Genomic DNA, 25,894 nt, shown 5'->3' on the forward strand with positions numbered 1-25,894 from the left:
GGACAGGCACCTTTGTGGCGGTGGGGAACGAGCTCGATGTTGTTGTGATCGTTGAGCGGTATGTCAATGAGCGGCTCTACAGAATTTCATCCGGGTTGGCGGGTTTGGTTGTTTTGGGGATGCCGAGTTTGGATGACGCGAAATCGTCAACATCGTCCTTGATTCCATCTTTGGTGTAGACGGTGACCGTATAGGTGCTGTGCCCGAATTCGCTCTTGTCGCGTGTCGCCCAGGCCTGCCAGTAGGCAGCCCCGTTTCGCCCTTTGATTTTTCCGACACGGCGGAGTTCTGTTCGCTTTAATTGCTGGTTGCTATAGATGGTTCGACCGGCCTCCTCGGTGAGCCCGCACTGTCCAAGCATCTTGTCGAGGACTTGGTTCATGTGGCGCTCATCGGTGTTTGGTGCGTAGTCGTAGGCGAGGGTGATGGAGTCGAGGGGCTGGTCGTCGATCAAATAATTCATCGTCTGAGGTTCAAGGCAGAAATAGGGGGAGCATCCGTCGACCTTGCCGAGCAACGGTAACTTGGACTGCCAACTTCCGGTGGGAATTGCATATTCGTAGAACACGCCACGGCAGACAAAGGAGAGCGAGGTGGCACGCGAGCCGGCGTCGATCATCCCGCAAAGATCGAAGGGCGAGTCGATACCAAAAGAAAAGGGCGTGATGACGATAAGGAAGAGCTCACGATGGGTATGGCGAGAATGGCGATGACGTTGCGACCGGTGGAATGAGACGGCTTCATATGCGCTCCTCGAGAGAAAGAGCAGGCAAGCTCGATGACAAATGAATAATCTCAGCTAACGATTCAATTTTAATCCCATAACGTGTGACAGCTGGACGTCGAAACCGAGAACCACCACAAAGGTGCCTGTCCCCTTTGCGGTGGTTCTCGGTTTGTCTCGATCTGTAACAGTTAGACCCTAATTTGCCGAGTAGATGTTACAGATTGAGACAAACGGTTGCCGCTGGCCATTTTCTCTCGATCTGTAACATCTAGGATCAAAAATGGCTGCTAGATGTTACAGATCGAGACGGTAGTGCGCCTGGGCAGCGGCGGGCTGACATCTCAGTACCCTATCCCTCAATCACTCATAAAATCTTATATATAGAGACTTAGATTTATGTATAAGATCGCACAAAGCTGGCAACAATACTTCTCGAACAACGTGAAGCCGCCCCGTAGGGCGGCCGCCCCAAGAGAGGTGATTCCATGAGAATCGATAAGCTAGCAATGACGTCGCGCGAGGCGTTGCAGACCGCCATGAGCACGGCTGCCGATGCGCAGGCCGGCGCGGTGGAGCCGATTCACCTGCTGTCTGCCCTGCTCGGTGCCGGCGAGCGCAATATCTCCGTGATCATCGAGCGCATCGGTGCCGACCCGGCCCAGCTTGCACGCTCCACGCAGGATGCCATCGACCATGCGCCTAAGGTTTCGGGCGAGGGCCAGCAGATGGGTCTTTCCAATGAGCTCGTCCGCGTCATCGAGAAGGCCGAGAAGAAGGCCACCAAGATGGGCGACAGCTTTGTGGTGACCGAGCATCTGCTGATGGCGCTTGCCGAGGACAAGGGTGAGGCCGGCCGCGTTCTGCGCGACGCCGGCGTGACCAAGGAGCGCATCGAGCAAGTCTACGAGGAGCTGCGTGGCGATGACCGCGTGACGTCTGCCGAGGACAAGACCCAGTTTGAGGCGCTGGAGCAGTACGGTCGCAACATTTGCGACCTCGCCCGCGCCGGCAAGCTCGACCCGGTCATCGGCCGTACCGATGAGATCCGTCGTACCATCCAGGTCCTGTCTCGTCGTACCAAGAACAACCCCGTGCTCATCGGCGAGCCGGGCGTCGGTAAAACTGCTATCGTCGAGGGCATCGCCCAGCGTATCGTGGCCGGCGACGTGCCAAGCACCCTGCGCGACCGCGACCTCATCGAGCTCGACATGAGCGCGCTGGTCGCCGGCGCCAAGTACCGTGGTGAGTTCGAGGACCGCTTAAAGGCCGTGCTCAAGGAGGTGCAGAAGTCCGAAGGTAAGGTCATCCTGTTCATCGATGAGCTCCACACCATCGTGGGCGCGGGTGCCACCGAGGGCTCCATGGACGCCGGCAACATCCTCAAGCCGGCGCTCGCCCGTGGCGACCTGCACGCGATCGGCGCGACCACGCTCGACGAATACCGCAAGTACATCGAGAAGGACGCGGCGCTCGCCCGTCGTTTCCAGACCGTTATGGTGAGCGAGCCTACCGTCGAGGACACCATCTCGATCCTGCGTGGCCTCAAGGAGAAGTACGAGATCTTCCACGGCGTGCACATCACCGATAGCGCGCTCGTGGCTGCCGCCGACCTCTCCGATCGCTACATCGCCGACCGTTTCCTGCCCGACAAGGCCATCGACTTGGTCGATGAGGCTGCAAGCCGCCTGCGCATGGAGCTCGACAGTATGCCGGTCGAGATCGACGCCACCACGCGTCAGCTCACCCAGCTGCAGATCGAGGAGCAGGCGCTCATGAAGGAGACCGACGACGCCTCCAAGGAGCGTCTGGAGGCTCTGCGCCAAGAGATTGCCGAGGTCCAGGAAAAACTCAACGTGCAAAAGGCTGGCTGGCTCAACCAGAAGAACGCCATCGACCACGTGCAGGAGCTCAAGGGACAGCTCGACGAGGCCAGGAGCGAAGAGGAGCGCGCGACGCGCAACGGCGATCTGGGCCGCGCGTCCGAGCTGCGCTACTCTGTGATTCCGGGCCTGCAACAGCAGATTCAGGATTCCGAGGCTGCGCTCGAGGCACAAAAGCAGCAGGACGGCGAGGGTCTCAACGAACAGGTGACCTCTGATGAGATCGCCGAGGTCGTGAGCGCCTGGACCGGCGTGCCCGTCTCCAAGATGATGCAGGGTGAGCTCGACAAGCTGAAGGGTCTGGAGGGCGAGCTGCATAAGCGCGTCATCGGCCAGGACGAGGCCGTCTCCGCCGTTGCCGCAGCTGTGCGCCGCAGCCGTGCGGGCCTCTCCGATCCGGACAAGCCCATCGGCAGCTTCTTCTTCCTGGGCCCCACCGGCGTGGGCAAGACCGAGCTCGCCAAGGCGCTTGCCGAGTGCCTGTTCGATGACGAGCGCGCGCTCGTGCGTATCGACATGTCCGAGTACATGGAGAAGTTCAGCGTCCAGCGTCTGATCGGTGCGCCCCCGGGATACGTGGGCTACGACGAGGGCGGCCAGCTCACCGAGGCCGTACGCCGTCGCCCCTACTCCGTGATCTTGCTCGACGAGATGGAGAAGGCCCATCCGGATGTCTTTAATGTGCTGCTGCAGGTGCTCGACGACGGCCGTTTGACCGACGGTCAGGGTCGCCAAGTGTCCTTTAAGAACACGATTATCATCATGACGTCTAACGTGGGCTCCAAGGCTATCGCCGAGCTTTCCGGCAAGGACGAGGAGGAGATGCGCCATCAGGTCAACGCGGCCATGGCTCAGACCTTCCGTCCCGAGTTCCTCAACCGTATCGACGATATCGTGGTGTTCCATCCGCTCGGCATGGCGCAGATCGAGAAGATTGTCGACATCCAGCTCGCCGACGTCCGCGCGCGTCTGGCCAAGGAGCGCATGACGCTTGCCATCACCCCGGCGGCCAAGCAGATGCTCGCCGTGGGCGGCCTGGACCCGGTCTTTGGCGCCCGTCCGCTCAAGCGTCTGGTGCAGCGCGAGGTCGTGGATGCCATCGCCGCCGCTATCATCGACGGCACGGTGCGCGAGGGCGATCAGGTGACGGTCGATGTCGACAAGGACGGCGGCTTTACCGTCGTGTGCGACAATACGCCGGCGGCCACCTACGAGGTCCCCGACGCTCAGTAGATTTTGGGTCATGCCTTAAAATCTGCCAGTCGTCTCTAAACGCCAAGGGCGGCGGATCCAATTGGGTCCGCCGCCCTTTTTCGTGCGACAATCGATGATGCTGAACGGATGCGATGCAAGGAGTTATGCAGATGAAAGACGAGATCAAGACAAGCGCGCCGGCGCCCAAGCCCACGTCCAGACCGGCACCCAAGCCGCGCGACCCCTATATCCGTGCCGAGAACGAGGACGACGACGGCTACGATCCCTACAGCGACCGCCGCCCCGAGCGCGAGCCGATGTTCGAAGCCGACCCGTGGCGCTGAGTGCCACCCAAAAGGCCACCAATAAGTTGCGGTGAAATAGGGACTGTTTTGCAGTTTGATCAGCAAAAACCGTCCCTATTCCACCGCAACTGCGTTAGGGATGTGGGTGTTGGGCGGCTGTCTTCGGGCCGGCTAGTCCTGGGCTTTGATGCTTGGCAGGAGAATCTGGGCGAGGTAGTCGGTCTCGAGTTTGGTCGCGGCGTCTGCGTTGCCGTCTTTGCCAACCAGGTCGTTCTTAATCTGGCTATAGGTGTAGCGGTTGCCGGTCGTAAGCTCGACAAGTTCAATAGCCTGGTCCATGGGGTAGGTCGACACGGGGTTCTGCGTGCGCCCGTTGATGGTTTGCGGAATCACGTACGGATAGACAGGGCCGCTGGCGTAGACGGTGTAGCCGTTGCCCAGGCTGACCGTGCCCAAAACCGTATCGCCGTCATCGGGGGTAAAGGTCTCGCCGTCGCGCACTGCGACAAGCGTCACGAGCGGTGTGTTGGTGTCGCTGTCCAGATAAATGCACAGCGTGCTGCCGTTTTGCCAGGTTGCGACCTTGCCATACCACTCAACCGGAATATCGAGCTGATACAGGTTCGTCGCCTTGTGCCGAGCGTCGGCATCGCGGGCGGACTGAGCCTCGCTTGCGCTTACGGCGTTGGCGGCGGCATCGCGGCGCGTAATTGCCGCCTGCTGGAGTATCTTTGCCGCGGCGGCAGAGCTTGCGCCCCCTTCCTCGGCATACTTGGCGGCGGCATCGATCTGGTCGTCAGTCACCGTGTCGGCCGAAGGTACCTTGAGCTTAAAGGTGGCTTGAGCGCGCAGATCCTGCCCATCGCTCTTAATGGTGACCTGCGCCTTGGTGGTCGGGACGGTGTAGATGGTGCCGTCTTCCGCGATGGGGGATCCAGCAATGGAGAACGTGTAATCGCCGGGCAGCAGCTTAATGCCGCGACCATGCTCGTCAACGTAGAGCGTTTCGCTCACGGAAGAACCGTCGGAATCCTGTCCGCTCACCTGCACGGGAATCTTGGAGCCAGTTGAGCAGTCGAGGCCCGCGGCATGCACGCCAATTTGCACCGACATCATCGTGTGCGCACTGGCGGCGACAGCGGCAGCCTGCTCTTGCTGATATCCGTTCCAGGCAGCATAGCCTGCGCCGCCGGCGACGAGCGCGACGGCCACAACGCCGGCAACCATCAGGTTGCGGCGCTTGGGCGACATCTTACGATGACGAACCTCGGCTTCGCGTGCCGAGGGAACGGACGGCAGGGGAATATCGCCCATGGCGATGGTCTCGTCCACGGCAGGCGCAGAGCCTAAGCCAGGGAGCTCGCGGGTCAGCGAATCTTCGGCCGGCAAGTTGTCGAGCAAGATGGTTTCCTCGCTCGTGTCGGATTCGGGCTGGTCGTCGGCCTCGCATTCGGATTCCTCGTGCCCCGCCTCGTCTTCGGTGGGCGCGGCGCCATCGTCTTTTGCATCCTGATCATCGGGCTGCGCCTCGATTTCCGACTCATCCTGTACATCAACGCTCGAATTGCCAAACGCAACATCGTCAAGCGAAATCCGGTCTAGGCTCTCCAGGGCCTCGGCACACGCTTCTGCATCTTGGACCGCGTCCTCTTGGCCCGTCGTCTCATCTTTCATATATCCCCCAAGCTCAATATCGGGACAACACTGTACCCAAAAACGGGACCCTATAGAGCCGCCGCATGATTTGAAATCCGATTTTATATATGCGCATGTTTTTGAATAGATGAATAGAGACGCAATGACAAAAGCCCCCGAAAAGCGAGCGAAACGCTTTCCGGGGGCTCTGCGAGACATTGGATTGAAAATCTGGCGAGCGGGCCTATGCCCAGGCGCCAACAGCGACCAACATGTTACTCGGCGTGCGCGTAATCCACCTTGGCGCGACGAGCGGTAGCCTTCTCCCAATCGCTGGTGCCCTCAAAGACATCCTGCTTGTAGGGATTGCGGCCGAGCTTCTTGGCGCGGTAGGCGATGTAGATGATCGCGGCGACGTTGGCGACCAGCGCGGCAATCGAGACCGCGGTGGCGGCGCCGGGGTCGAGCGTGGAGTGGGTCACAAAGATGGACTCCTCCTGGAAGTACGGGAACACCTGGGCAAACATGCACCAAATGGCCAACGTAAAGGCGCGATTCTGGATCCAGCCGCCTTTGTTCCAGATAAAGGCGGCGACGGTGGGCGCCAGCAGCAGCGCAAAGCCGCAGAACCAGGAGTGGGTGGGCAGGCAGTTGTAGGTGTAGCAGAAGTTCCAGATATCGTAGGCGATGATGTAGACCCAGGTCATGTCGGGCCACAGCATGTCGGTCTTGTCCTCGGAGGCGTAGACGCTCCACCAACCGGTCATGCAGAAGATGTTGATGATACCGGCGATGCCGTTGAACACGTTGTTCCAGCCGGCCAGCTGCCTGGCGCCCTCGGAGGTGACCCAGGTGGACTCGCCCAGGACAAAGAAGTGATAGGCGCTCTCGAAGTCGGACACGACGGCGATCATGATGTTGATGGCGACGATCACAAACGGCCATGCGCGGAACCAATGCGCCTTGCCGATCTTGCCCCACTGGTACTTAATGGCAATGAAGCCCCAGCAACCGGCCAGCGCCGCGTATACCTTGGCGTAGTGGAACCAGCTGTTCTGGTACACATGGGTGGGGTTGGCGAGCGCCCACTCGGCGCCCTGTGAGACGCCGATGGCGATGGAGACGCAGTAGATGGTCATGGCCAGCGGAGCCACGCCAAAGATGATCGCCGCGCCCAGCTTGGTGCGGCGGCCGACCTCGTTGAGCACGATCAGGCCAATAAAGACCATGGCCCAGCCGGCCCAGTGGATAAGGGTATCGCTACCCCAAACATCGAACAGCATGCTGCTCTCCTTTCACACGCCCGCGGCCCCTCTTCTGATCGCGGACAGTTTGGCCAAATGTCGTCAGTTCTGGGGTTTGCGCTCCGGATACTTGGCGGTGTAGCCCTCGATGTGGAGCGTCGAGGCGATGATTTCCTTGACCGTCTCGTCGGGCACATCGGGGTGCGTGCGGATATACATCAACAACCCCATGATGAGGGTGTAGAACGTCTCGTAGACATGGTCGATGCGTAGCTCATGATGGGTGACAAAATCCACCACGGTGGTGTCGCAGATATACTGCGCCACGCGCTGGACTACGTTGTGCAAAAAGCCGCCGTAGAGCGCGCCGCTGCTTGAGGTGAGCGTACTCGGCAGCTCGTGGCCGCTGGCGACCAGGCGCTTAAAGAGCGGGGCGACGGTGTCGAGTGCGCCTTCGATGTCGCCAACCGTGCGGTTGGCATTCCACTGCTCGAGCTCGGAGATAAAACCGTCGATTGCCTCGTCCATGACGGCGGTGACGGCGGCGTCCATGTCAGCGAAGTAGTGGTAGAACAGCGAGCGCGTGCAGCCGGCTCGCTTGGTCACGGCCGATACCGAAAGATGAGACACGCCCAGCTCGGAGCTCACGGTGCGCACGGCATCGAGGATCTCGCGACGGCGTTCGTCGCCCGTCAAGCGCTTTGCCGTGCTGTCGGGCGCGGGGACGGCGTCGGCCACAGAGGTGTTCGCTGCGTTACTGCTCATGTGCTTGCCGCCTTTCATCCGTTTGAGCCTGACCGTTCGCCTAACAGTCTTGAATATTGTTGACGGTTCGTCAATACTGTTTTTGACACAATGTCAACAATAACGGGTGAACGGCGTGGGGGCATGTCGAGCCCGTAAAAAGAGGGGCGCTGCGTGCCTGCCAGGCTGCGACAAGAGAAGGGACGACTATGATTCTCAACGGACCGGGGATTAGCTACACCGAGCCCGATATCGGTGCGGAGTTTGTGCCGCCGCTGCCGGAGCATCCGCGCGAGGCCATCGTCAAACTGTGCGAGCACTGCACTAACCGCCTGCTGCATCGCGACGAGCTGCTGGGCTACGAGTACTGGTCGTTTGCCGAGGCCGCGACTGACGAGCAGGCCGAGGTACTCTGCAAGATGAAGATGCGCCGTCCCTACACGCTGCCCGAGATGGTCAAGCTCACCGGCATGCCCGAGGCCCAGATCGAGAAGATGCTCGACGACATGAGCTACACGGGCTTGCTCGAGTACAACTGGGAAAACCCCGAGCGCGCCAAGCAGTGGGTGCTGCCCATGCTGGTGCCGGGTTCTGCCGAGTTCCTCAACATGCGCGTGAGCCAGCTCGAGGAGCATCCGGTCTATGCTAAGTTCTTTGAGCAGGCGTCTAAGGGACCGCTGTCCAAGGCCACGCCGATGGTGCCGCCCGGCGGCGCTGGCATCGGCATGCACGTCATTCCGGTCGAGAAGGCTATCGATGCTTCGAGCACCTCGGTGCCGATCGAGCATATCGAGCATTGGCTCGACAAATACGAGGGCAAGTATGCCGCCAGTACCTGCAGCTGCCGCGCGAGCCGTCGCGTGATGGGCGAGGGCTGCGCCGACGACCCCGCCGACTGGTGCATCGCCGTGGGCGATATGGCCGACTATGTGGTTGAGACCGACCGCGGCCACTATGTGACGCGCGAGGAGGTCTACGACATCTTGCGCCAGGCCGAGGACAACGGCTTTGTGCACCAGATCACCAATATCGACGGCGAGAACAAGATCTTCGCCATCTGCAACTGCAACGTCAACGTGTGCTACGCCCTGCGCACCTCGCAGCTGTTCAACACGCCCAATCTTTCGCGCTCGGCCTATGTCGCTAAGGTCGAGAAGGACAAGTGTGTGGCCTGCGGTCGCTGCGTTGAGGTGTGCCCGGCCGGCGCCGCCAAGCTCGGCCAGAAGCTCTGCAGCAAAAAGGCCGGCGGACGGGTGCCCGAGTATCCGCGCCAGGAGCTGCCCGATGCCACCAAGTGGGACCACACCAAGTGGTCGCCCAACTACCGCAACGATAACCGTATCGAGACGCACGAGTCCGGCACCGCGCCCTGCAAGACGGCCTGCCCCGCGCACGTTGCCGTTCAGGGCTATTTGAAGCTCGCGGCGCAGGGTCGCTATGACGAGGCCCTAGCACTCATTAAGCGCGAGAACCCGCTGCCCGCCATCTGCGGGCGTGTGTGCAATCGCCGCTGCGAGGATGCCTGCACCCGTGGTCGCGTGGATGCCGCCGTGGCTATCGACGAGGTCAAGAAGTTCATCGCCCAGCGCGATCTGGATGCCGCGACCCGCTATGTCCCGCCCGTGGTGACGCCGACGCGCGCTGGCGGCTTCGATCAGAAGATCGCCATTATCGGTGCCGGCCCGGCCGGTCTGTCCTGCGCCTTCTATCTGGCCGAGAAGGGCTACAAGCCCGTCGTATTCGAGAAGAATGAGCGCCCGGGCGGCATGCTCACCTATGGCATTCCCAGCTTTAAGCTGCAGAAGGATGTTATCGAGGCCGAGGTCGAGATCATTCGCCTGATGGGTGCCGAGTTCCGCTATGGTGTGGAGGTCGGTCGCGATGTGACGCTCGACGAGCTGCGCGAGCAGGGCTTTAAGGCCTTTTATGTTGCCATCGGCTGCCAGGGTGGTCGCCTCGCCGGTATTCCGGGCGAGGATGCCGAGGACGTGACCGTGGCCGTCGACTTCTTGCGCGAGGTCAACAGTGGCAAGATCGACGCGCTGCCCGGCCGCACCATCGTGGTGGGCGGCGGCAACGTGGCTATCGACGTCGCACGCAACGCCTGCCGTCTGGGCTCCGAGCACGTTGAGATGTTCTGCCTGGAGAGCGAGGCTCAGATGCCCGCCAGCGAGGAGGAGCGTCGCGAGGCCGTTGAGGACGGCGCCCACATCAGCTGCGGCTGGGGCCCCAAGGAGGTTCACCTGGACGAGGCCGGTCGTGTGTGCGGCATCACCTTCAAGCGCTGCACGCGCGTCTATGACGACGAGGGTCGTTTTGCGCCCGAGTACGACGAGAACGATCTGCGCCGTGTTGATGCCGACCGTGTCGTCATGTCGATTGGCCAGTCCATTGTGTGGGGCGACCTGCTGGCTGGCTCCAAGGTGGAGCTTGGCCGCGGCCAGGGTGCTCTTGCCGACCCCCAGACCTATCAGACTGCCGAGCCCGACGTCTTTGTGGGCGGCGACGTCTACACCGGTCCGAGCTTTGCCATCGACGCCATCGCCGCCGGTCACGAGGCCGCCGTGTCCATCCATCGCTTTGTGCAGCCGGGATCCACGCTCACCATCGGCCGCAATCAGCTTCGCTACACCGCGCTCGACCGCGACGATGTCGTGATCGAGAGCTACGACAACGCGAGCCGCGAGGTGGCGCATGTCGACCGCGACCGCGAGAAGGCTGCACCCTTTAGCGAGTACGTCGAGACCTTTACCGAGGAGCAGGTGCGCGCCGAGACCGCCCGCTGCCTGGGCTGCGGTGCCTCGATCGTCGATCCCAACAAGTGCATCGGCTGCGGCCTGTGCACCACCAAGTGCGCGTTCGACGCCATCCATCTGGATCGCGACCGCCCCGAGTGCTCAACGATGGTCAAATACGAGCAAAAGCTCCCAAGCCTCGGCAAGTACGCATTGAAGCGTGCAATTAAGATTAAATTTGGGAAGAAGTAAAAGAACCTGACAAGTCAGTGAGCGGCGCAGAGCGTCGCTCACTGACGTTTGGCTGACATCGCACTAACCGTTGTTGAAAGGTTTCTACCTTGCATGAATTGGGAATCGTCTATCACATCATTCGCGATGTCGAGAACGTGGCGCGCGCCAATGGCGTGAGTCGCGTTTCGAGCGTCACGCTGCTGCTGGGCGAGGTCTCGGGCGTCGTTCCCGATCTCCTGCTCGACGCCTGGCGCTGGGCGGCAGATAAAAAGTCCATCGCGCAGGGTGCGGAGCTTCTTGTGGAGCTTGTCGAGGCCGTGACGCATTGCGAGGTGTGCGGCCGCGACTATGCGACCGTCGAGCACGGCAAGACCTGCCCTCATTGTGGCAGCGGCGAAACATACCTGCTGCAGGGCCAGGAGGTCATGATTAAGCAGATCGAGACCCCCGACGAGGACCCGGCAGGCGCTGTCCCCGATGACCCCTCCGACGCCCCCGATGCCGTCGATGCCGCCAACCCTCTCCACATCGCCTAGAATCCCCTATAAGTTGCGGTGAAATAGTTCCTAAATCCAGCCTTCTGGCTCTTAAACAAGAACTATTCCACCGCAACTTTTTTGAGTAGTTTCGTAGTGCATAAGTCACGAAAATAGTCAAGTCATGTCTGTTTAAACAAAATAGCAGTAGTACAAGTACATTCGCACTTGCTTAAAATCATTATTAATGAACAGCCTGCTTGTATCTGTAAAGTACATGGCTTGATGAGCGACGCTCTGGCGGGTAATGAGTCGAAAACCAGCAACGTAATCAATTTGTAACAAACTTAGACGTTTAAACAAATAATCCAACCTTTTGCGGATTTAGCTATAATTCCACAAACCAAACAGGTATACTCCTTTCATGTCGTGTAGGAATTACGTAGACAAAAAGGAGGTTATGTGATGGTAAGTATTGTTCTTGCTAGCCACGGGGACTTGGCAGCTGGAATCAAGCAGACGGGCTCGATGGTCTTTGGCGATCAGCCGTCTGTGGCCGTGGTCTCGCTCGAGCCGAGCATGGGCCCCGACGACTTCCGTGCTAAGGTCGAGGAAGCAGTCGCTTCCTTCGACGACCAGGAGCAGGTACTCTTCCTCGTTGATCTGTGGGGCGGCACGCCGTTCAACCAGATCAGCGGGCTCATCGAGGGCCACGATTCCTGGGCTATCGTCACCGGTGTCAACCTGCCTATGCTCATCGAGGCATATTCGCAGCGCTTTGACGCAAAGAACACTGCACATGCGATCGCAAAACATCTCGTGACTGAGGCTAAGGCTGGCGTGCGCGTCAAGCCCGAGTCTCTGGAGCCCGAGGAGAAGAAGCCGGCTGCGGCCGCCGCTGCTCCTGCAGGCGCCATCCCTCCGGGAACGGTTATCGGCGACGGGCATATCAAGATTGCCCACGTCCGTATCGACACCCGTCTGCTGCATGGTCAGGTGGCTACCACGTGGACCAAGCAGATCAACCCCAACCGCATCATCGTGGTTTCCGACGGCGTTGCTCACGACGAGCTCCGCAAGACCATGATCGAGCAGGCTGCCCCTCCGGGAGTCCATGCCAACGTCGTGCCTATCAAGAAGATGGCCGAGGTCGTCAAGGACACGCGTTTTGGCGACACCAAGGCCATGCTGCTCTTCGAGAACCCGCAGGATCTGCTCAAGGCCATCGAGGCCGGCGTCGACATCAAGGAAGTCAACATCGGTTCCATGGCTCACTCCAAGGGCAAGGTCGTCGTCACCAACGCCGTCGCTATGGGCGATGACGACGTTAAGACCCTCGAGGCCCTCAAGGCCAAGGGCGTCAAGTTCGAGGTCCGCAAGGTTCCTTCGGATGCCTCCGAGGATCTCGACGCCATGTTGAAGAAAGCTAAGGCCGAACTGGCCGCTCAAGCATAGTAAAGGAGGGTCCGATACATGTCTGCAATCACTATTCTGCTTGTTGCGATTGTCGCGTTGCTTGCCGGTATGGAAGGCATTCTGGATGAGTTCCAGTTCCATCAGCCGCTCGTGGCATGCACGCTTATCGGTCTCGTAACCGGTCACCTTCAGGAGGGCATCCTCCTGGGCGGTTCGCTCCAGATGATGGCCCTTGGCTGGGCTAACGTCGGCGCCGCCGTCGCGCCTGACGCCGCTCTGGCCTCGGTCGCTTCTTCGATCATCATGGTGCTCGCCCTCAACGGCGGCGCCACTGATTCGGCCAAGGCCGTTACCGCGGCCATCGCCGTCGCCGTCCCGCTGTCGGTCGCTGGTCTGTTCCTGACCATGATCTGCCGTACCATTGCTACCGCTATCGCTCACGCCATGGACGGTTGCGCCGAGAAGGGCGACTTCTCCGGCATCGAGCGCTGGCAGTACGCTGCCATCCTCATGCAGGGCCTTCGTATCGCCATCCCGGCAGTACTTCTGTGCGTTATCCCGGCCGAGGCTGTTACCAACGCGCCTAACGCTATGCCCGACTGGCTGTCCGGCGGCATGGCCGTCGGCGGCGGCATGGTCGCTTCCGTCGGTTACGCCATGGTCATCAACATGATGGCCACCAAGGAGACCTGGCCGTTCTTCATCCTCGGCTTTGTCCTTGCTGCCATCCCTCAGCTCACGCTGATCGCCCTTGGCCTCATCGGCATCTCCCTTGCCCTCATCTACCTTGGCCTTAAGGATCTGGCCAAGCAGGGTGGCGGCACGGGCGGTGGCTCCGGCGACCCGCTCGGCGACATTCTGAACGATTACGAGTAGGAGGGGAGTGATACATATGGCAGAGAACAAGATTCAGCTCACCAAGGCTGACCGTAAGAAGGTTTGCTTCCGTCATCAGTTCCTTCAGGGCTCGTGGAACTACGAGCGTATGCAGAACGGCGGCTGGTGCTTCGCAATGATCCCTGCGATCAAGAAGCTCTACACCAGCAAGGATGACCAGATTGCCGCGCTTAAGCGCCACCTGGAGTTCTATAACACCCACCCCTATGTTTCCGCCCCCGTCATTGGCGTTACCCTCGCCCTCGAGGAGGAGCGCGCCAACGGTGCTCCGATCGATGACGTCGCCATCCAGGGCGTCAAGGTCGGTATGATGGGCCCGCTCGCCGGCGTCGGTGACCCCGTCTTCTGGTTCACCCTTCGCCCGATTCTGGGCGCTCTGGGCGCTTCCCTGGCCATGTCCGGCAGCATCGTCGGTCCGTTGCTGTTCTTCTTCGCGTGGAACATCATCCGTTACGCTTTCCTGTGGTACACACAGGAGTTTGGCTACAAGGTCGGCTCCTCTATCGCCAAGGACCTCTCCGGCGGTCTGATGGGCAAGGTCACCGAGGGCGCTTCCATCCTGGGTATGTTCATCATCGGCGCCCTGGTCGAGCGCTGGGTGTCCATTTCCTTCACCCCGATCGTCTCCACGGTCAAGCAGTCTGCTGGCGCCTTTATCGACTGGGCTAGCCTGCCTTCCGGTTCCGAGGGTATCAAGGAAGCGCTGACGATGTACAACTCCGTCGGTGCTACCGCCCTTGATCAGATGAAGGTCACCACGCTCCAGGGTAACCTCGATCAGCTCATCCCCGGCCTTGCCGCCGTGTGCCTGACCCTGCTGGTCTGCAAGCTCCTCAAGAAGAAGGTTAGCCCGATCGTCATCATCCTGGCTCTCTTCGCCGTCGGCATCATCGGTCGTTTCTGCGGCTTCATGTAAGCACGCTTCGGCTTAAGACCGAGAGTTGCTAGGTAAGGGCTTTTGAGCCATTGAAACGGACCGCACCCGGTGGGTACACTGGATGCGGTCCGATTGTTTTAATTGGAGGGCGAGGCGCGTATGGCGCAATCTCAGAACAGCACGGTCGATCTGGCAACGCCGGCAACCTGCCTGATGGGGCTTACCAGCCACGGTAACGTGATGGTGGGCAATAAGGCGTTCGAGTACTATAACGAGCGCAATCCCGAGGATTATATTCAAATCCCGTGGGACGAGGTCGACTATATTGCCGCCGAGGTTTTGCGCGGCACCAAGAAGATCACGCGTTTTGCCATCTTCACCAAGGACAACGGTCACTTTACGTTTTCGACGCGTGACGACAAAGAGACGCTTCGCGCGGTCCGCAAGTACATCGACGAGAATAAGCTCGTGCGTTCGCCCGACTTTATCGATGTGACGGCCAAGGGCGCCAAGAGCATCCCCTCCGTCATCAAAAACCTCTTCCACAAAGGCAACTAGCTCCTCATAAGTTGCGGTGAAATAGTTCCTAAATACGGCTTTAGATGCTTCAGACAGGAACTATTCCACCGCAACTTCGAAGTCTAGTCATGCGACGTATGGCGATGCAGTAAATCTGCTACACTAGTACAACATGCCTCCGTAGCTCAGGGGATAGAGCACCGCTCTCCTAAAGCGGGTGTCGACGGTTCGAATCCGCCCGGGGGCACCAGAGAATATGACGGCGTCGCGATAGCGGCGCCGTTTCTGGTTTGTGGGGACCGCCGGCGGATTCGGACCGTCGACGCCCGCGTCACCAATTTCCCCGCGGGGGGAGTTTTCGAATCCGCCCGGGGGCACCAGAGAAATATCGAGCCCGGTACCGCTATGGTGCCGGGCTCTTCTGGTCTAAAGGCATGCCGTAGTTTTTGCTGCTTCAGATAAAGAAAGCGCCCGTTTGCCGGGGGGACAAACGGGCGCCGTTGAGCGAATGTGTTTGCGTCATCAGCCGTTGTGGGCAACGTCTTGATGACTAGTTGGTCGTGCCGGAATCGTCGCCTGAATCAGTACCAGAGCCAGAAACCGAAACCGTCAGCGTGATCGTGTTGTCGGTAGACTGCTTGCCGGTGGGGGAGACGCCCGTCACGGTGGCGTTTTCGTTGCCACTCACGGGGTTGCCGTTCTGATCGCAGAATGCGATGTTGTAGAACCCGGCGTTGTTGAGCGCGGTGACGGCGGCGGAGATGCTCTTGCCGTACAGGTTGCCCGGAACGCTGGCCTTGCCGGACTTCTTGGCGATGACGACGGTGATCGTGGCGCCGGGCTTCTGCTTGCCGCTGGGGTTCCAGCTAATGACGGTGCCCTCGGTGACGGAATCGTTCTCCTGGTAGCTCACGTCGACGCCAAAACCGGCCATGTCAAGGGCGTTGCGTGCCTGGGCCTCGGTCATGTCGGTCAGATCCGGGACGGAGGTGGTGTCAGGACCGCTGGAGACCTTATACGAGATGGTCGTGCCCTTCTCGACTTCCTTGCCGGCATCAGTGCCCTGCTCAAAGACCTGGCCTTCGTCAGCCTCGTTGGCCTCCTCGGTTGCGTTGCCCTTCAGGCCCACGCTTGCCAGCGCGGCCTCGGCCTGGTCCTTGGTCAGGCCGACGAGCTGCGGAACCTCAACTTTCTCGGAGGGCTTGGGGCCCTTGGAGATCACCAGGTTCACCTTGGAGCCCTTGGGCTTCTTAGTGTTGCCGTTGGGGGTCTGCTCGGCAACCTTGCCCTCGTCGACATCGTCGTTATAGCTCTGGTCGACGGTTCCGACCTCAAGGCCGGCCTCCTTGATCTGTTCGATAGCGGTCTGCTGGTCTTTGTTAAGCACATCGGGCACCGTAACCTGCTCGCCCCCGAAGAGTCCGGTGGCGAAGGCCACCACAACGCCAACCACGGCGATTGCGGCGACTACGGCGGCGATAATCTTGTTCTTGTTGGACTTGGGCTGATCGACCTCGTAGGAGCCCGTGGAACCCGAAACGGCGCTGCGGGGGTTGGTCTGTCCGCTTACGCCCGATACGGGGCGAACCATAGCACGCGTGGAGTCAGACAGCTCACGGGTCTTGGTGGCGCCCAGGTCGCCCGCGGCGCCAATGATGCGCGTGGGCTCGGAGACGTTGACGGCGCGGCCGGACAGGTAGTTGTTGAGCACCTGGCGCAGCTCGTCTGCCGTCTGGAAGCGGTTCGCCGGGTCCTTCTCCATGCACTTGAGGATAATGCGCTCCAGATCGGCATCGACGCCGGAGTTGATCTGGCTCGGCGGAACCGGCAGCTCGTTTACCTGCTTGAGCGCAACCGAGATGGCGTCGTCGCCGTCAAAGGGGACGCGACCGGTGGCGCACTCGTACATCACGACGCCCAGGGAGTAGATATCCGAGGTGGGACCGAGGTCCTGACCGCGCGTTTGCTCGGGGCTTACGTAGTGGGCGGTGCCCAGTACATTGTTGTCCTGCGTGAGGTGGCTGTTCTTTGCACGCGCGATGCCAAAGTCCATGACCTTGATGTTGCCGTCGGGCAGCACCATGATGTTTTGCGGCTTAATGTCGCGGTGGATAATCTCGTGCTTGTGGGCGACCGAAAGCGCAGAGCTGATCTGCGAGCCGATCTGCGCGACCTTCTTGGGATCGAGGGCGCCATGGCTCTTGATGCCGCTCTTAAGGTCGGTACCGCGCAGGTACTCCATGACGATGTAGTAGGTATCGCCATCCTTGCCCCAATCGTAGACGCCCACGATATAGGGGGAGGAGAGACCTGCTGCTGCCTGGGCCTCCTGCTTAAAGCGGGCGGCGAAGGTGGCGTCGCCGGCATACTGCGGCAGCATGATCTTGACGGCAACCGTGCGGTCGAGGACCTGATCTTGCGCACGGAAGACGGTCGCCATGCCGCCCGTCCCCACCTTATCCTTGAGGAGGTATCTTCCCCCGAGGACCCTCTGTTCCATTCCTGCTCCTAACTAACTTATTCGCTCAACGATGTGTGTAGTACCAAATCTATGGCCGCTGGGGCCGCGTGGCGCCTTGCCGCTAGCTCATCGGCCGCGGCGCGCCCCAAGTATCCGCTTCGATCACGGGCATCACGCTCCTTGGGCGGCAAGTGCCGCGGTCAGGACGATGCCGGCGATCTTGGCTGCCTTGACGTCGTGTTTGTCGTAATCCTCCAAGGCCACCGAGATGGCGACCGTGGGTGAATCGTAAGGTGCGAAGCCGACGAACATCGAGTTGACGTTGGTGCCGCCGGTCTCGGCCGATCCGGTCTTGCCGGCGACCTTGACGCCCGGAATCTGGGCATCGGTGCCGGTGCCGGACTGGACAACCGCGAGCATGGCCTGCTTGACCTGATCAGCCGTGGTGGCGCTGACGGCCTGGCCGAGCGAGCGAGATTGCGTGGTCTTGACCACGGTTCCGTCGGGGGCGAGCACCTGGGCCACGAAGAACGGGTCCATGACCACGCCGCTGTTGGCGATGGCCGCAGCTATCACGCAGTTTTGCATGACGGTGGTCTGCGGACCTGGCGTGTGGTCCATGCCGACAGGCTGACCGGCGCCTGCCCAGGCGGTCTCCCACTCGGTCATGAGCGAGGGGTCGGCCATGATGGAAGCCGCGGTGGTCAGGTCCTGACCGAGTTTTTGGCCGTAACCAAAGGCGTTGGCAAACTGGACGAGCGAGCTGGCGCCGATCTCGTTGGCCACCTGGCCAAAGACGACGTTGGACGACACGGCAAAGGCCTGTTGCAGGCTGATGGTACCGTAGCTCTCGTTGGCGTAATTGGTGACCGGCGCGTTGCCGATATCCATGGAGCCGGGCGCCTGGTACGTGCTGGTAAGGCTGGCGGTGCCGGTTTCGAGTGCCGCGGAAAGCGTGACGACCTTAAAGGTCGAGCCCGGGGTATAGAGAGCGTCCATGGCGCGGTCGTACATGGAGCCGTCCTCGCCACCGCCCGACTGCATCAGGGCATCGATGTTGGTGTTGTCATAGGTGGGCGAGCTTGCGCATGCGAGGACCGCGCCGGTGCGCGGATCCATAACCACCACGGCACCCTTAAAGCCCTTGAGTGCCTGCTCGGCAGCCGTCTGGATGCGCGAGTCGATGGTGAGCTTGGCGGTGTTGCCCGGTTGGTTTTGGCCCGCGAGCGACGCGAGGGCGTTGTCCCAGCTGGAGTAATCCTTGGAGCCGGTGAGCGTTTCGTTCATGACGCTCTCGACACCAGCGGTGCCGTACTGCTGGCTTACATAGCCCACCACGTGAGCGGCCATGTTTCCGTTGGGGTAGGAGCGGGCGTAGGTGCCGTCTTCCTGTTGCAGCGACTCGGCCAGCGTCACGCCGTCGGACGTGATGATGGAGCCGCGCTGGATGTACTTGGAGCGGGCGATGGTGTGGTTGTTGGTCGGCATGTCCTGATAGTCCTTGGCCTTGATGACCTGGACATAGGTGAGGTTGCCGATAAGGATGGCGAATAGTGCCGTAAAGGCGAGCACGGCGCGGGTCAGTCGATTGGCGAGCGCCACGCGGCCGAGCACACCGGATTCGGGCGTGTCGAGCAGGCGACGGCGCATGCGCGAGCCGGCGGAGTGGCTGCCGCGGTTGTGCGAAGACGAGGTGGCGAAGCGCGTGCCAGCCGGGGAGACCGCCGAGGCGACCTGGTCGTCGGTGATGGCGGCCATGGTGCCGGTGCCGGTGAGCTCGGCCTCGCGACCGGTTGCCTCGTCACCGGCGCGCAGCAGCAGCGCGACGATGATAAAGCTTGCCAGCAGCGAGGAGCCGCCCTGGCTCATAAAGGGCAGGGTGACGCCGGTCAGCGGGATCAGGCGGGTAACGCCGCCAACGATCAAGAACGCCTGGAAGCTGATGGCGGCCGTAAGACCAGTGGCGCTAAAGGCGGCAAGGTCGGACTTGGCACGGGCTGCCGTGGTCAGGCCACGTACGGCAAAGAGCATAAACAGGATAAGAACGGCGCCACCGCCCAAAAGGCCCATCTCCTCGCCGATAGCCGAGAAGATAAAGTCGGACTCGACGACGGGGATGTTGTTGGCCATGCCGTTGCCAATGCCGACGCCAACAAGGCCGCCGTCGGCCAGCGAGAAGAGGGACTGGACAATCTGGTAGCCCTGGCCCTGTGCATCCTTAAAGGGATCGGCCCAGATCTGGAAACGAACCTGGACGTGCGACAGGAACTTGTAAGCACCCACGGCCCCCACGGCCAAGAGCACAAGGCCGATGATGACATACGAGAAGCGACCCGTGGCAACGTAGAGCATCAGCAAGAAGATGGTGTAGAACAGCAAGGCCGAGCCCAGGTCACGTTCGAAGACAACGACGAGCAGGCATACGCCCCAGACTGCGAACAGCGGCAGCAGCAGGCGCAGACGCGGAATCTTAAGACCCAAGATCTTGCGGTTGGAGATAGAGAGCAGTTCGCGGTTCTCGGCCAGGTAACCGGCTAGGAACAGCACGATAAAGACCTTGGCGAACTCGCCGGGCTGAATGGTAAAGCCGGCGATGCGAATCCACAGTTTAGAGCCCGAGATCGTGGTGCCGATAAAGATGGGCAGCATCAGCAAGATGATGCCGATGATGCCAAAGGTGTACTTGTAGCGCATGACTACGTCGAGGTTTTTGACCAGCGCAAGCGTACCTACCATCAACGCCACCGAGATAAACAGGATGACGAGCTGCGAGATGGCGAGCGTGGGCGCCAAGCGCGTCACAAACGTGATGCCAATGCCCGAAAGAACAAAGACGATGGGCAGGATGGCCGGGTCGGCGCCGGGTGCCAGAATGCGCACGGCGATATGCGCCGCGGCGAAGGCGGCAAAGAGACCGATCGGAACGGCAAGTGTCTCAAACGAGATGGCGGCGCCTGCGGTGAGCACGTACATCGCATACAGCAGGATGACGGGGAACGCCGAGGCGATGAGTAAGAGCAGTTCGGTATTACGGCGACTCATAAGCGGCACTCCCTTTCTAATTCTTATCGGAGGCTTCGGCCTCGGCGGACTGTTCGGCGGTATTCTCGGAATCCGATTCGGAGGTCGAACCCTGGTCGGTGTTATTGCGGATCGTTTGCGCGTCGATCACCTGACGGGTCTGCTCCTCGTCGATCTGATGGCGGTACTTGGAGATGGTGTCCTGTGCGTCGTCGATGCTCGTCTGCTGAATACCTGCCTTAAGGCGATTTTGTGTGTCTTCGGGCAGGTCGGACAGTTTGATGGTGGTCGTGCTGTCGAGCCAGTGCAGCTTAAGGCCGAGCGGCTTGCCGGGAATGCCCCGGTAGACCGCGACGGTGTCCTTGTAGGTGCCCAGGTAGTACGAGCCGGTGATGCCTGCGTAGGCCCAGATGGCTGCCGCCAGCACAAAAGCGATGCCCAGTACGGTGGCAATGGTGATGTTGCGGCGGCGGACGCGCTTTGCCTCGCGCATGACGCCATCGTCGACCAGGTCAACGACAAGCACGGTGACGTTGTCATGCCCGCCGGCGACCAGTGCCGCGTCAACAAGGTTGTCGACGCAAATCTGCGCGGTCGAGGACTGTGTGGCGATGTTTTCGATATCGCTATCGGGAATCATGCTCGAAAGACCGTCCGAGCACAGGATCAGGCGGTCGCCTTCCTCGATATGCAGGGTAAAGTGGTCGGCATACATGGCGGGATCCGAGCCCAGCGCGCGGGTGATGACTGAGCGGTTGGGGTGGACGCGAGCCTCGTCTGCCGTAATTTCGCCGGCGTCCACGAGCTCCTCCACATAGGAGTGGTCGCGGGTCACGCGGATGAGCGTGCCCTCGTGGAGCAGATAGGCGCGCGAGTCGCCCACGTGGGCGATGGCGAGCATGTCGTTTTCGATATAGGCGCAGGTTGCCGTGCAGCCCATGCCGGGCTTGCCAAGCCCGTTGAGCGCAGCCTCGATGACCGCGGCGTTTGCAGCTTCGACGGCGGCTGCCAGTCGTGCGGCGTCGGCTGCCTGCGGCGCTGTCTTGGCAATGGTCTCGACGGCGATGGAGGAGGCTACCTCACCGGCGGCGTGGCCGCCCATGCCGTCGCATACGCAAAAGAGCGGCGATTGCACCAGATAGGAGTCTTCGTTATGAGGGCGCACACAGCCAACATCGGAGCGGGCGCCCCACATGAGCTGCGTGGTCGTGCCGGCGTCGTAGGTCGAGTCGGTCTCGACGCGCTCGTCGGTCAGCGGCTCAAAACTCATGGTCGAGCCGGGGTCCTTAAGCTTGGCCTCCACGGCGGCAACGTCAATCTCGGCCGTATCGCCGGGCGAGACGGTGTCGGCATCGTTGCTCGGGTCGTTGACGTTGGGCGTGGCGGGCTCTTCGGTTGTACGGTCGACAGGCTCGTCGTCTTGCGGGGCGACGGCTGCAGACTCGGGCGTCGCGAAGTGCGCGGGCGCGGGCGTGCCGTGGGATTGGGAGACATCCTCCGTCGTTGCTGCGGGTACGTCTTCGGTTACAGACTGCATGGCTTCGGGCGCCGATGCGTCCGCGGGGGAGGGCGCCGCCGCGGGTTCCGGTGCAGATGCGGACTCGGGCGCTGCGGCGGGTGCCGGCGCTACGGGAAACACCGGTGCCGCGGGCTCGGGAGCCGCAAATACCGCGGAGCTCTCGGTAATCGCCGTGGCGACGGGTTCGGCAAAGTGAGCCGGCGCGGGCATGTCTTGCGGGACCGCGGGCTGCTCGGCAGCGGCGTGCACGCCGATGGGGGCGGTGCCGCCGTCAGCGTTGTCCTCGGCATCCTCGTCGTCGGTCAGCGTCGGATATTCTTGCGTTACATGCGAAAGAGGCAGGGAGAACACAGTGTCCTCGGGCTCCACGGGCGCAGGGCCCGTCGGGGCGGCATGAGCCGGCGCGGCCGCGGGGGCGGCCGACGTCTCTGGCATGGTTGCGGACTTGTTCTCCTCGTCGATCATCGACGGTTCACCTTCATGACCACGTCGCCAATCTGGACTTCGTCGCCCTCGCGCAGCGTTGCGGGCTCCACCAGCTGGCGGCCGTTGACGAGCGTGCCGTTAAGCGAGTTGAGGTCCTCGATAATAAGTGCCGGGCCCTGCAGCGAAAAACGCGCATGCGAGGCCGAGACAAACGGTTCGTTAATGCAGATGTCCGACGACGGCGAACGGCCGACGATGACGGGGCCGAGCATATCCACGTGGATGCCGCGGATGCCGCGCGGGCCCTTGTCCACATCGATCGTCCAGATGGCCGAGTCGCGGCGTTGACCGCGGACGAGCCCCACGCCGGTCTTCATGACGGCAAACAGGAAGATATAGAGCAGGACGACCAGGACGATGCGGCCTGCAAACAGGACGATATCGATGTTCATAAGCGACTATCCCCTAAATTCGAACGTGCTCAGGCCAAACGTCAGCAGGTCGCCGTTGCGCAGCGGGCAGCGCGTGATGCGGCGGTTGTTGACGAGCGTGCCATTGGTGGAGTTGAGGTCCTCGATCGACCAGTCCGAGCCGGTAAAGGTGAGCTGGGCATGACGGCGCGACACGTTGGGGTCGCGCAGGGCGATGTCGGAAACCGAGCGCTCGCGACCGATGGTCACCTGTGCGGAGGTGATGGCGTGGCTCTCGCCGCTCACGACGTCGACGAGCTGGGCGAGCGGACGCTGCGGGGCGCGAGAGCTTGCCATGTTGGAGGCGATGCCGGTTGCGGCGCCAAGGCCAGCGGCGGCGCCGGTCGCGGCGGCTCCGCCCATGCCGGCAAGCGCGTCGCGCGAGACGGTTTGGGGCACGGGAATGGGTGCGGCGGCAGGGTCGGGCATATTGGGCGCAAAGGGGTCGGCCACGGCAAGCGGGTCGGGAGTGGCAGCACGAGGTGCCGGCTGCTGCTGCGGCATAGCAGCGGGGTGTTGCTGCGGAGCGGCAAACTGCTGCTGGCCGGCGCGCGGGGCGCTGGCGGCACGGCTCGCGGCCGAGTTGTTCTGGCCCAGGCCGTTTTGGTAGGCGCGCTCTTCCTCGTACAGGCGACCGAGCGTGGGGGCATCGACGTTCTCGGCAAAGACCGAGAACTTGCCGCCGCGCAGCTGCGGGTCGATCATAAAGCGAACGAGGGGCTCGCCGACAAAGACGTAGCGGCGCTTTTCGGCCTGCGCTTTCACAAACTCGCGGACCTCGCGCGAAAGCTCGGGATAGAACGGGGCGAGCATGGGATCGTCGTCGGCGGCAATCAGGATGGTATAGAGCGCCGGCGCGGTGTTGACGCCGTTGATCACCAGAGTCTGATCCTCCATGTCGCGAGCGGCCTGCTTGGCAAGCTTCTTAAAGGAGAACGGGGCACGGGTGGCACCGAAGATGCCGGCCACGTGGTCCTCGAAGATGTTCAGGAAGTTCACGAAAGATCACTCTCCGTATAGGTTCTTTGGTATCCGAGCAAATAAAGGCATATCCCGACGATTATAGAGGATAGGATTCCCGTAACCGCCGCCTTGGCGACGACCGGGCCCGCAAGGCTGGCAATTTCCATATGGTGTGCAAGACAAAACGATACGGCCGAGCCGATGCCGGCAACGGCAATTGCGACGATGGCGGCAAGGTTCGATCCCTGCTCGGCGCGCTTGGCATGAGCATTGAGCAGCAGCGATGTTGCCGCGGCTGTTGCTGCAACCAGCACGATTGCAGCGAGAAGGAGCGCGTCTCCCAGCGCTGCGGCGACATTGCTAAGCCCCAGTACGCCTCCCGCAGAGAGAGCCGCTGCAGCAAGGCGGGCAAAGAGTGCGCCCATGCCCGTGGCTGCCGCGGCGCTTGCCGGGCCGAGCCAAAACGCCGCGATGCTCGCGGCGGCTCCGGCGGCAAGGAGGGCGTCGCCGGTGAGGCAGCCCAGCGCAAGCGCGCAGGTGAGCGTCGTGCTCGCAGCTGCCTCGGTGCGGCCCCAGGCGATCCACCAACCGGACATGGTGGCGGCAAAGAGCACCGCGACGGGCAGCATCGACAGGATGCCCTGCGCCTGCATGGTGGCGTTGGCCATGAGCACCAAAAAGCCCACGGTCGAGATGGCCGAGCCGATCTGCGGGGCCAGGCCGGCTGCCGCACCGATCGCGATGGCCGCCACGACCAGCCCGGGAAGCGCCGCGACGCCGGCTGTCTGCATAAGCAAAAAGCTAAAGGCTCCGCATGAGAGCGCTGAGATGCCGCGCATGGTGTAGTTGCGCGCGTGGCTCCAGCGCGAGCCCGCCCAACCAAGCGCGGGGTCGATCTCGACGGTGTCATCTTCGTAGGGTAGCGACTCCATATCGTCTGCCGCGCACTCGTCATCTGAAAGTTCGCCCACCATCTGCTCCAAGCTGCGACGGCCTTCGCGCACGCTTCCTAAGCCGGCAAGGAGTCGGTCGCAGAATGCCTCAATGCTATCGGGGCGGTCTTGCGGCATGGGGGAGAGAGCGCTCATGAGCGCCGCCTCGGCCCCCGGGGGAAAGTGAGGGATCAGTTCGCTGGGATAGGTGGCGCCGCCGATGATGCGGTCGAGCGAGTCGGCAGGCGTGGCCGCCATAAAGGGGGCACTGCCGCACAGGCCCTCGTAGATCACGCAGGCAAGGGCAAAGACATCGGCACGTTCGTCGACCGTGCCGGTCTCGATATCGAGCTGCTCGGGCGGCATGTAGCCGATGGTGCCGCCGCGCGATCCGCCAAAGCCGCCGGCGGACGACAGCCGCGCCATGCCAAAGTCGGTGAGCTTTACATTGCCCGAATGGTCGATAAGCACATTGGCGGGCTTTATGTCCAGATGAAGCACGCCGTTTGCATGGGCAAAGGTGAGTGCCTGACCCAGCGCGTCGGCAATGGCCGCGGCCTCGTCAAAGGTGAGCGAGTGGCCGTCCACGCGATGCAAAAACTCGGCCAACGACATACCGTCGACATACTCCATAACCAGGTAGGCATAGGCGGTGTCGTGCGTAAAGTCGATAACCTGCACGATATTGGGATGTTGAAGCATGGCGGCGGTATGCGCCTCGCGCAGCACGTCCATGATGTCGCTGGCGGGCATGCCGGCGCCGTTGATAAGGGGGATGCGCTTAATGGCCACGCGACGGCGCAGATGCGTGTCGCGGCAAATCTCGATGGAGCCAAAACCGCCGGTCGCAAGCGTCTCGAGCGGCTGGTACCGCTTGAGCAGCTCGCGAGAGCTAGTGCCCTCCAAGGGAACGTCCGGCGAGAACCGGGCGGTATGTTGCGAGAAAAGCGGCATGGCCAACCCTCGTGCGTTTAAAGTTCGTTTGCGAGCGGCGGGCGCGGGGCCGAGCCGTTCGCGGTGGCATAGATGCTGCTAGTGTAGCACGCTCAGGCGGATGGCGAGGATGGCGGGATGCGAGGCTGCCTGTCTGGCTTGGCCTTCGTCTCGACCCATCCGGAAAGCGCGCCCCAGTTTGCGGCCAAATACTGGGACACGCTTTCCGAATGGGGTGTGCTGCGGAAACTGCGTCCCAGAATATTGACTCAGAACGGGATACAGT

Annotated in this window: 18 protein-coding genes and 1 tRNA gene; 9 read left to right on the forward strand and 10 right to left on the reverse strand. The window is 61.6% G+C overall.

Annotated features, from left to right (window positions below; translation table 11 throughout):
• Positions 1–76 precede the first annotated feature (76 nt).
• The gene (locus ACKUUJ_RS02565; RefSeq protein WP_409064558.1) at positions 77–619 is read right to left on the reverse strand and encodes a hypothetical protein; all 543 of its coding nucleotides are present in this window, start codon (positions 617–619) and stop codon (positions 77–79) included.
• Positions 620–1,212: 593 nt separating this feature from the next.
• Here ACKUUJ_RS02565 and clpB point away from each other — a divergent pair.
• Both clpB and ACKUUJ_RS02575 read left to right on the forward strand, forming a co-directional pair.
• Positions 1,213–3,840, forward strand: coding sequence for an ATP-dependent chaperone ClpB (clpB, locus tag ACKUUJ_RS02570; protein ID WP_409064559.1), 2,628 nt, complete (start codon positions 1,213–1,215; stop codon positions 3,838–3,840).
• Positions 3,841–3,971: 131 nt separating this feature from the next.
• Entirely contained in the window at positions 3,972–4,145 is a 174-nt protein-coding gene (locus tag ACKUUJ_RS02575; RefSeq protein ID WP_196022358.1) for a hypothetical protein, read from the forward strand.
• A 132-nt stretch (positions 4,146–4,277) separates the two neighbouring features.
• Here ACKUUJ_RS02575 and ACKUUJ_RS02580 read toward each other — a convergent pair whose 3' ends face one another.
• The 3 genes from ACKUUJ_RS02580 to ACKUUJ_RS02590 all read right to left on the reverse strand — a co-directional run bounded on the left by ACKUUJ_RS02580 (position 4,278) and on the right by ACKUUJ_RS02590 (position 7,750).
• Positions 4,278–5,780: a hypothetical protein gene (locus tag ACKUUJ_RS02580; protein WP_409064560.1), complete on the reverse strand. Its 1,503-nt coding sequence runs from the start codon at positions 5,778–5,780 to the stop codon at positions 4,278–4,280.
• Between the two features lie 236 nt (positions 5,781–6,016).
• On the reverse strand, positions 6,017–7,024 hold the full coding sequence (locus ACKUUJ_RS02585; protein ID WP_409064561.1) for a DUF5692 family protein: 1,008 nt from the start codon (positions 7,022–7,024) through the stop codon (positions 6,017–6,019).
• 63 nt (positions 7,025–7,087) lie between these two features.
• A complete protein-coding gene (locus tag ACKUUJ_RS02590; RefSeq protein ID WP_409064562.1) occupies positions 7,088–7,750 on the reverse strand; it encodes a TetR/AcrR family transcriptional regulator in 663 nt (220 codons plus the stop codon).
• Between the two features lie 188 nt (positions 7,751–7,938).
• Between ACKUUJ_RS02590 and ACKUUJ_RS02595 the strand changes: the two genes are divergently transcribed.
• The 7 genes from ACKUUJ_RS02595 to ACKUUJ_RS02625 all read left to right on the forward strand — a co-directional run bounded on the left by ACKUUJ_RS02595 (position 7,939) and on the right by ACKUUJ_RS02625 (position 15,133).
• Complete coding sequence (locus tag ACKUUJ_RS02595; protein WP_409064563.1) at positions 7,939–10,716, forward strand: FAD-dependent oxidoreductase; 2,778 nt, start codon at positions 7,939–7,941, stop codon at positions 10,714–10,716.
• An 89-nt stretch (positions 10,717–10,805) separates the two neighbouring features.
• Positions 10,806–11,234, forward strand: coding sequence for a hydrogenase maturation nickel metallochaperone HypA (locus tag ACKUUJ_RS02600; RefSeq protein ID WP_409064564.1), 429 nt, complete (start codon positions 10,806–10,808; stop codon positions 11,232–11,234).
• A gap of 405 nt (positions 11,235–11,639) precedes the next feature.
• Complete coding sequence (locus tag ACKUUJ_RS02605; RefSeq protein WP_329738902.1) at positions 11,640–12,629, forward strand: PTS sugar transporter subunit IIB; 990 nt, start codon at positions 11,640–11,642, stop codon at positions 12,627–12,629.
• An 18-nt stretch (positions 12,630–12,647) separates the two neighbouring features.
• Positions 12,648–13,466, forward strand: a complete 819-nt coding sequence (locus tag ACKUUJ_RS02610) for a PTS mannose/fructose/sorbose transporter subunit IIC (protein WP_409064565.1) — start codon at positions 12,648–12,650, stop codon at positions 13,464–13,466.
• Positions 13,467–13,482: 16 nt separating this feature from the next.
• Entirely contained in the window at positions 13,483–14,403 is a 921-nt protein-coding gene (locus ACKUUJ_RS02615) for a PTS system mannose/fructose/sorbose family transporter subunit IID (RefSeq protein WP_035136639.1), read from the forward strand.
• Between the two features lie 120 nt (positions 14,404–14,523).
• Positions 14,524–14,922, forward strand: coding sequence for a DUF956 family protein (locus ACKUUJ_RS02620; protein ID WP_409064566.1), 399 nt, complete (start codon positions 14,524–14,526; stop codon positions 14,920–14,922).
• Positions 14,923–15,057: 135 nt separating this feature from the next.
• Positions 15,058–15,133: transfer RNA gene (locus tag ACKUUJ_RS02625), tRNA-Arg, on the forward strand.
• 300 nt (positions 15,134–15,433) lie between these two features.
• Here the strand turns inward: ACKUUJ_RS02625 and pknB are convergent.
• From pknB to ACKUUJ_RS02655, 6 genes are all read right to left on the reverse strand, one after another.
• On the reverse strand, positions 15,434–17,383 hold the full coding sequence (gene pknB / locus ACKUUJ_RS02630) for a Stk1 family PASTA domain-containing Ser/Thr kinase (protein WP_409064567.1): 1,950 nt from the start codon (positions 17,381–17,383) through the stop codon (positions 15,434–15,436).
• Between the two features lie 132 nt (positions 17,384–17,515).
• Positions 17,516–20,386, reverse strand: coding sequence for an FtsW/RodA/SpoVE family cell cycle protein (locus tag ACKUUJ_RS02635; RefSeq protein ID WP_409064568.1), 2,871 nt, complete (start codon positions 20,384–20,386; stop codon positions 17,516–17,518).
• Positions 20,387–20,402: 16 nt separating this feature from the next.
• Complete coding sequence (locus ACKUUJ_RS02640) at positions 20,403–22,349, reverse strand: Stp1/IreP family PP2C-type Ser/Thr phosphatase (protein ID WP_409064569.1); 1,947 nt, start codon at positions 22,347–22,349, stop codon at positions 20,403–20,405.
• Positions 22,346–22,762 (reverse strand): FHA domain-containing protein, encoded by a 417-nt coding sequence (locus ACKUUJ_RS02645; protein WP_055250779.1) that lies wholly within the window; start codon positions 22,760–22,762, stop codon positions 22,346–22,348. The genes ACKUUJ_RS02640 and ACKUUJ_RS02645 overlap by 4 nt, the downstream gene beginning before the upstream one ends.
• Positions 22,763–22,768: 6 nt before the next feature.
• Entirely contained in the window at positions 22,769–23,779 is a 1,011-nt protein-coding gene (locus ACKUUJ_RS02650; RefSeq protein ID WP_409064570.1) for an FhaA domain-containing protein, read from the reverse strand.
• The gene (locus ACKUUJ_RS02655; RefSeq protein WP_409064571.1) at positions 23,776–25,629 is read right to left on the reverse strand and encodes a serine/threonine-protein kinase; all 1,854 of its coding nucleotides are present in this window, start codon (positions 25,627–25,629) and stop codon (positions 23,776–23,778) included. The genes ACKUUJ_RS02650 and ACKUUJ_RS02655 overlap by 4 nt, the downstream gene beginning before the upstream one ends.
• Positions 25,630–25,894: the final 265 nt, after the last annotated feature.

The organism is Collinsella sp. wc0583 (genome assembly GCF_046116915.1).
In the GTDB taxonomy this organism is placed as follows: domain Bacteria; phylum Actinomycetota; class Coriobacteriia; order Coriobacteriales; family Coriobacteriaceae; genus Collinsella.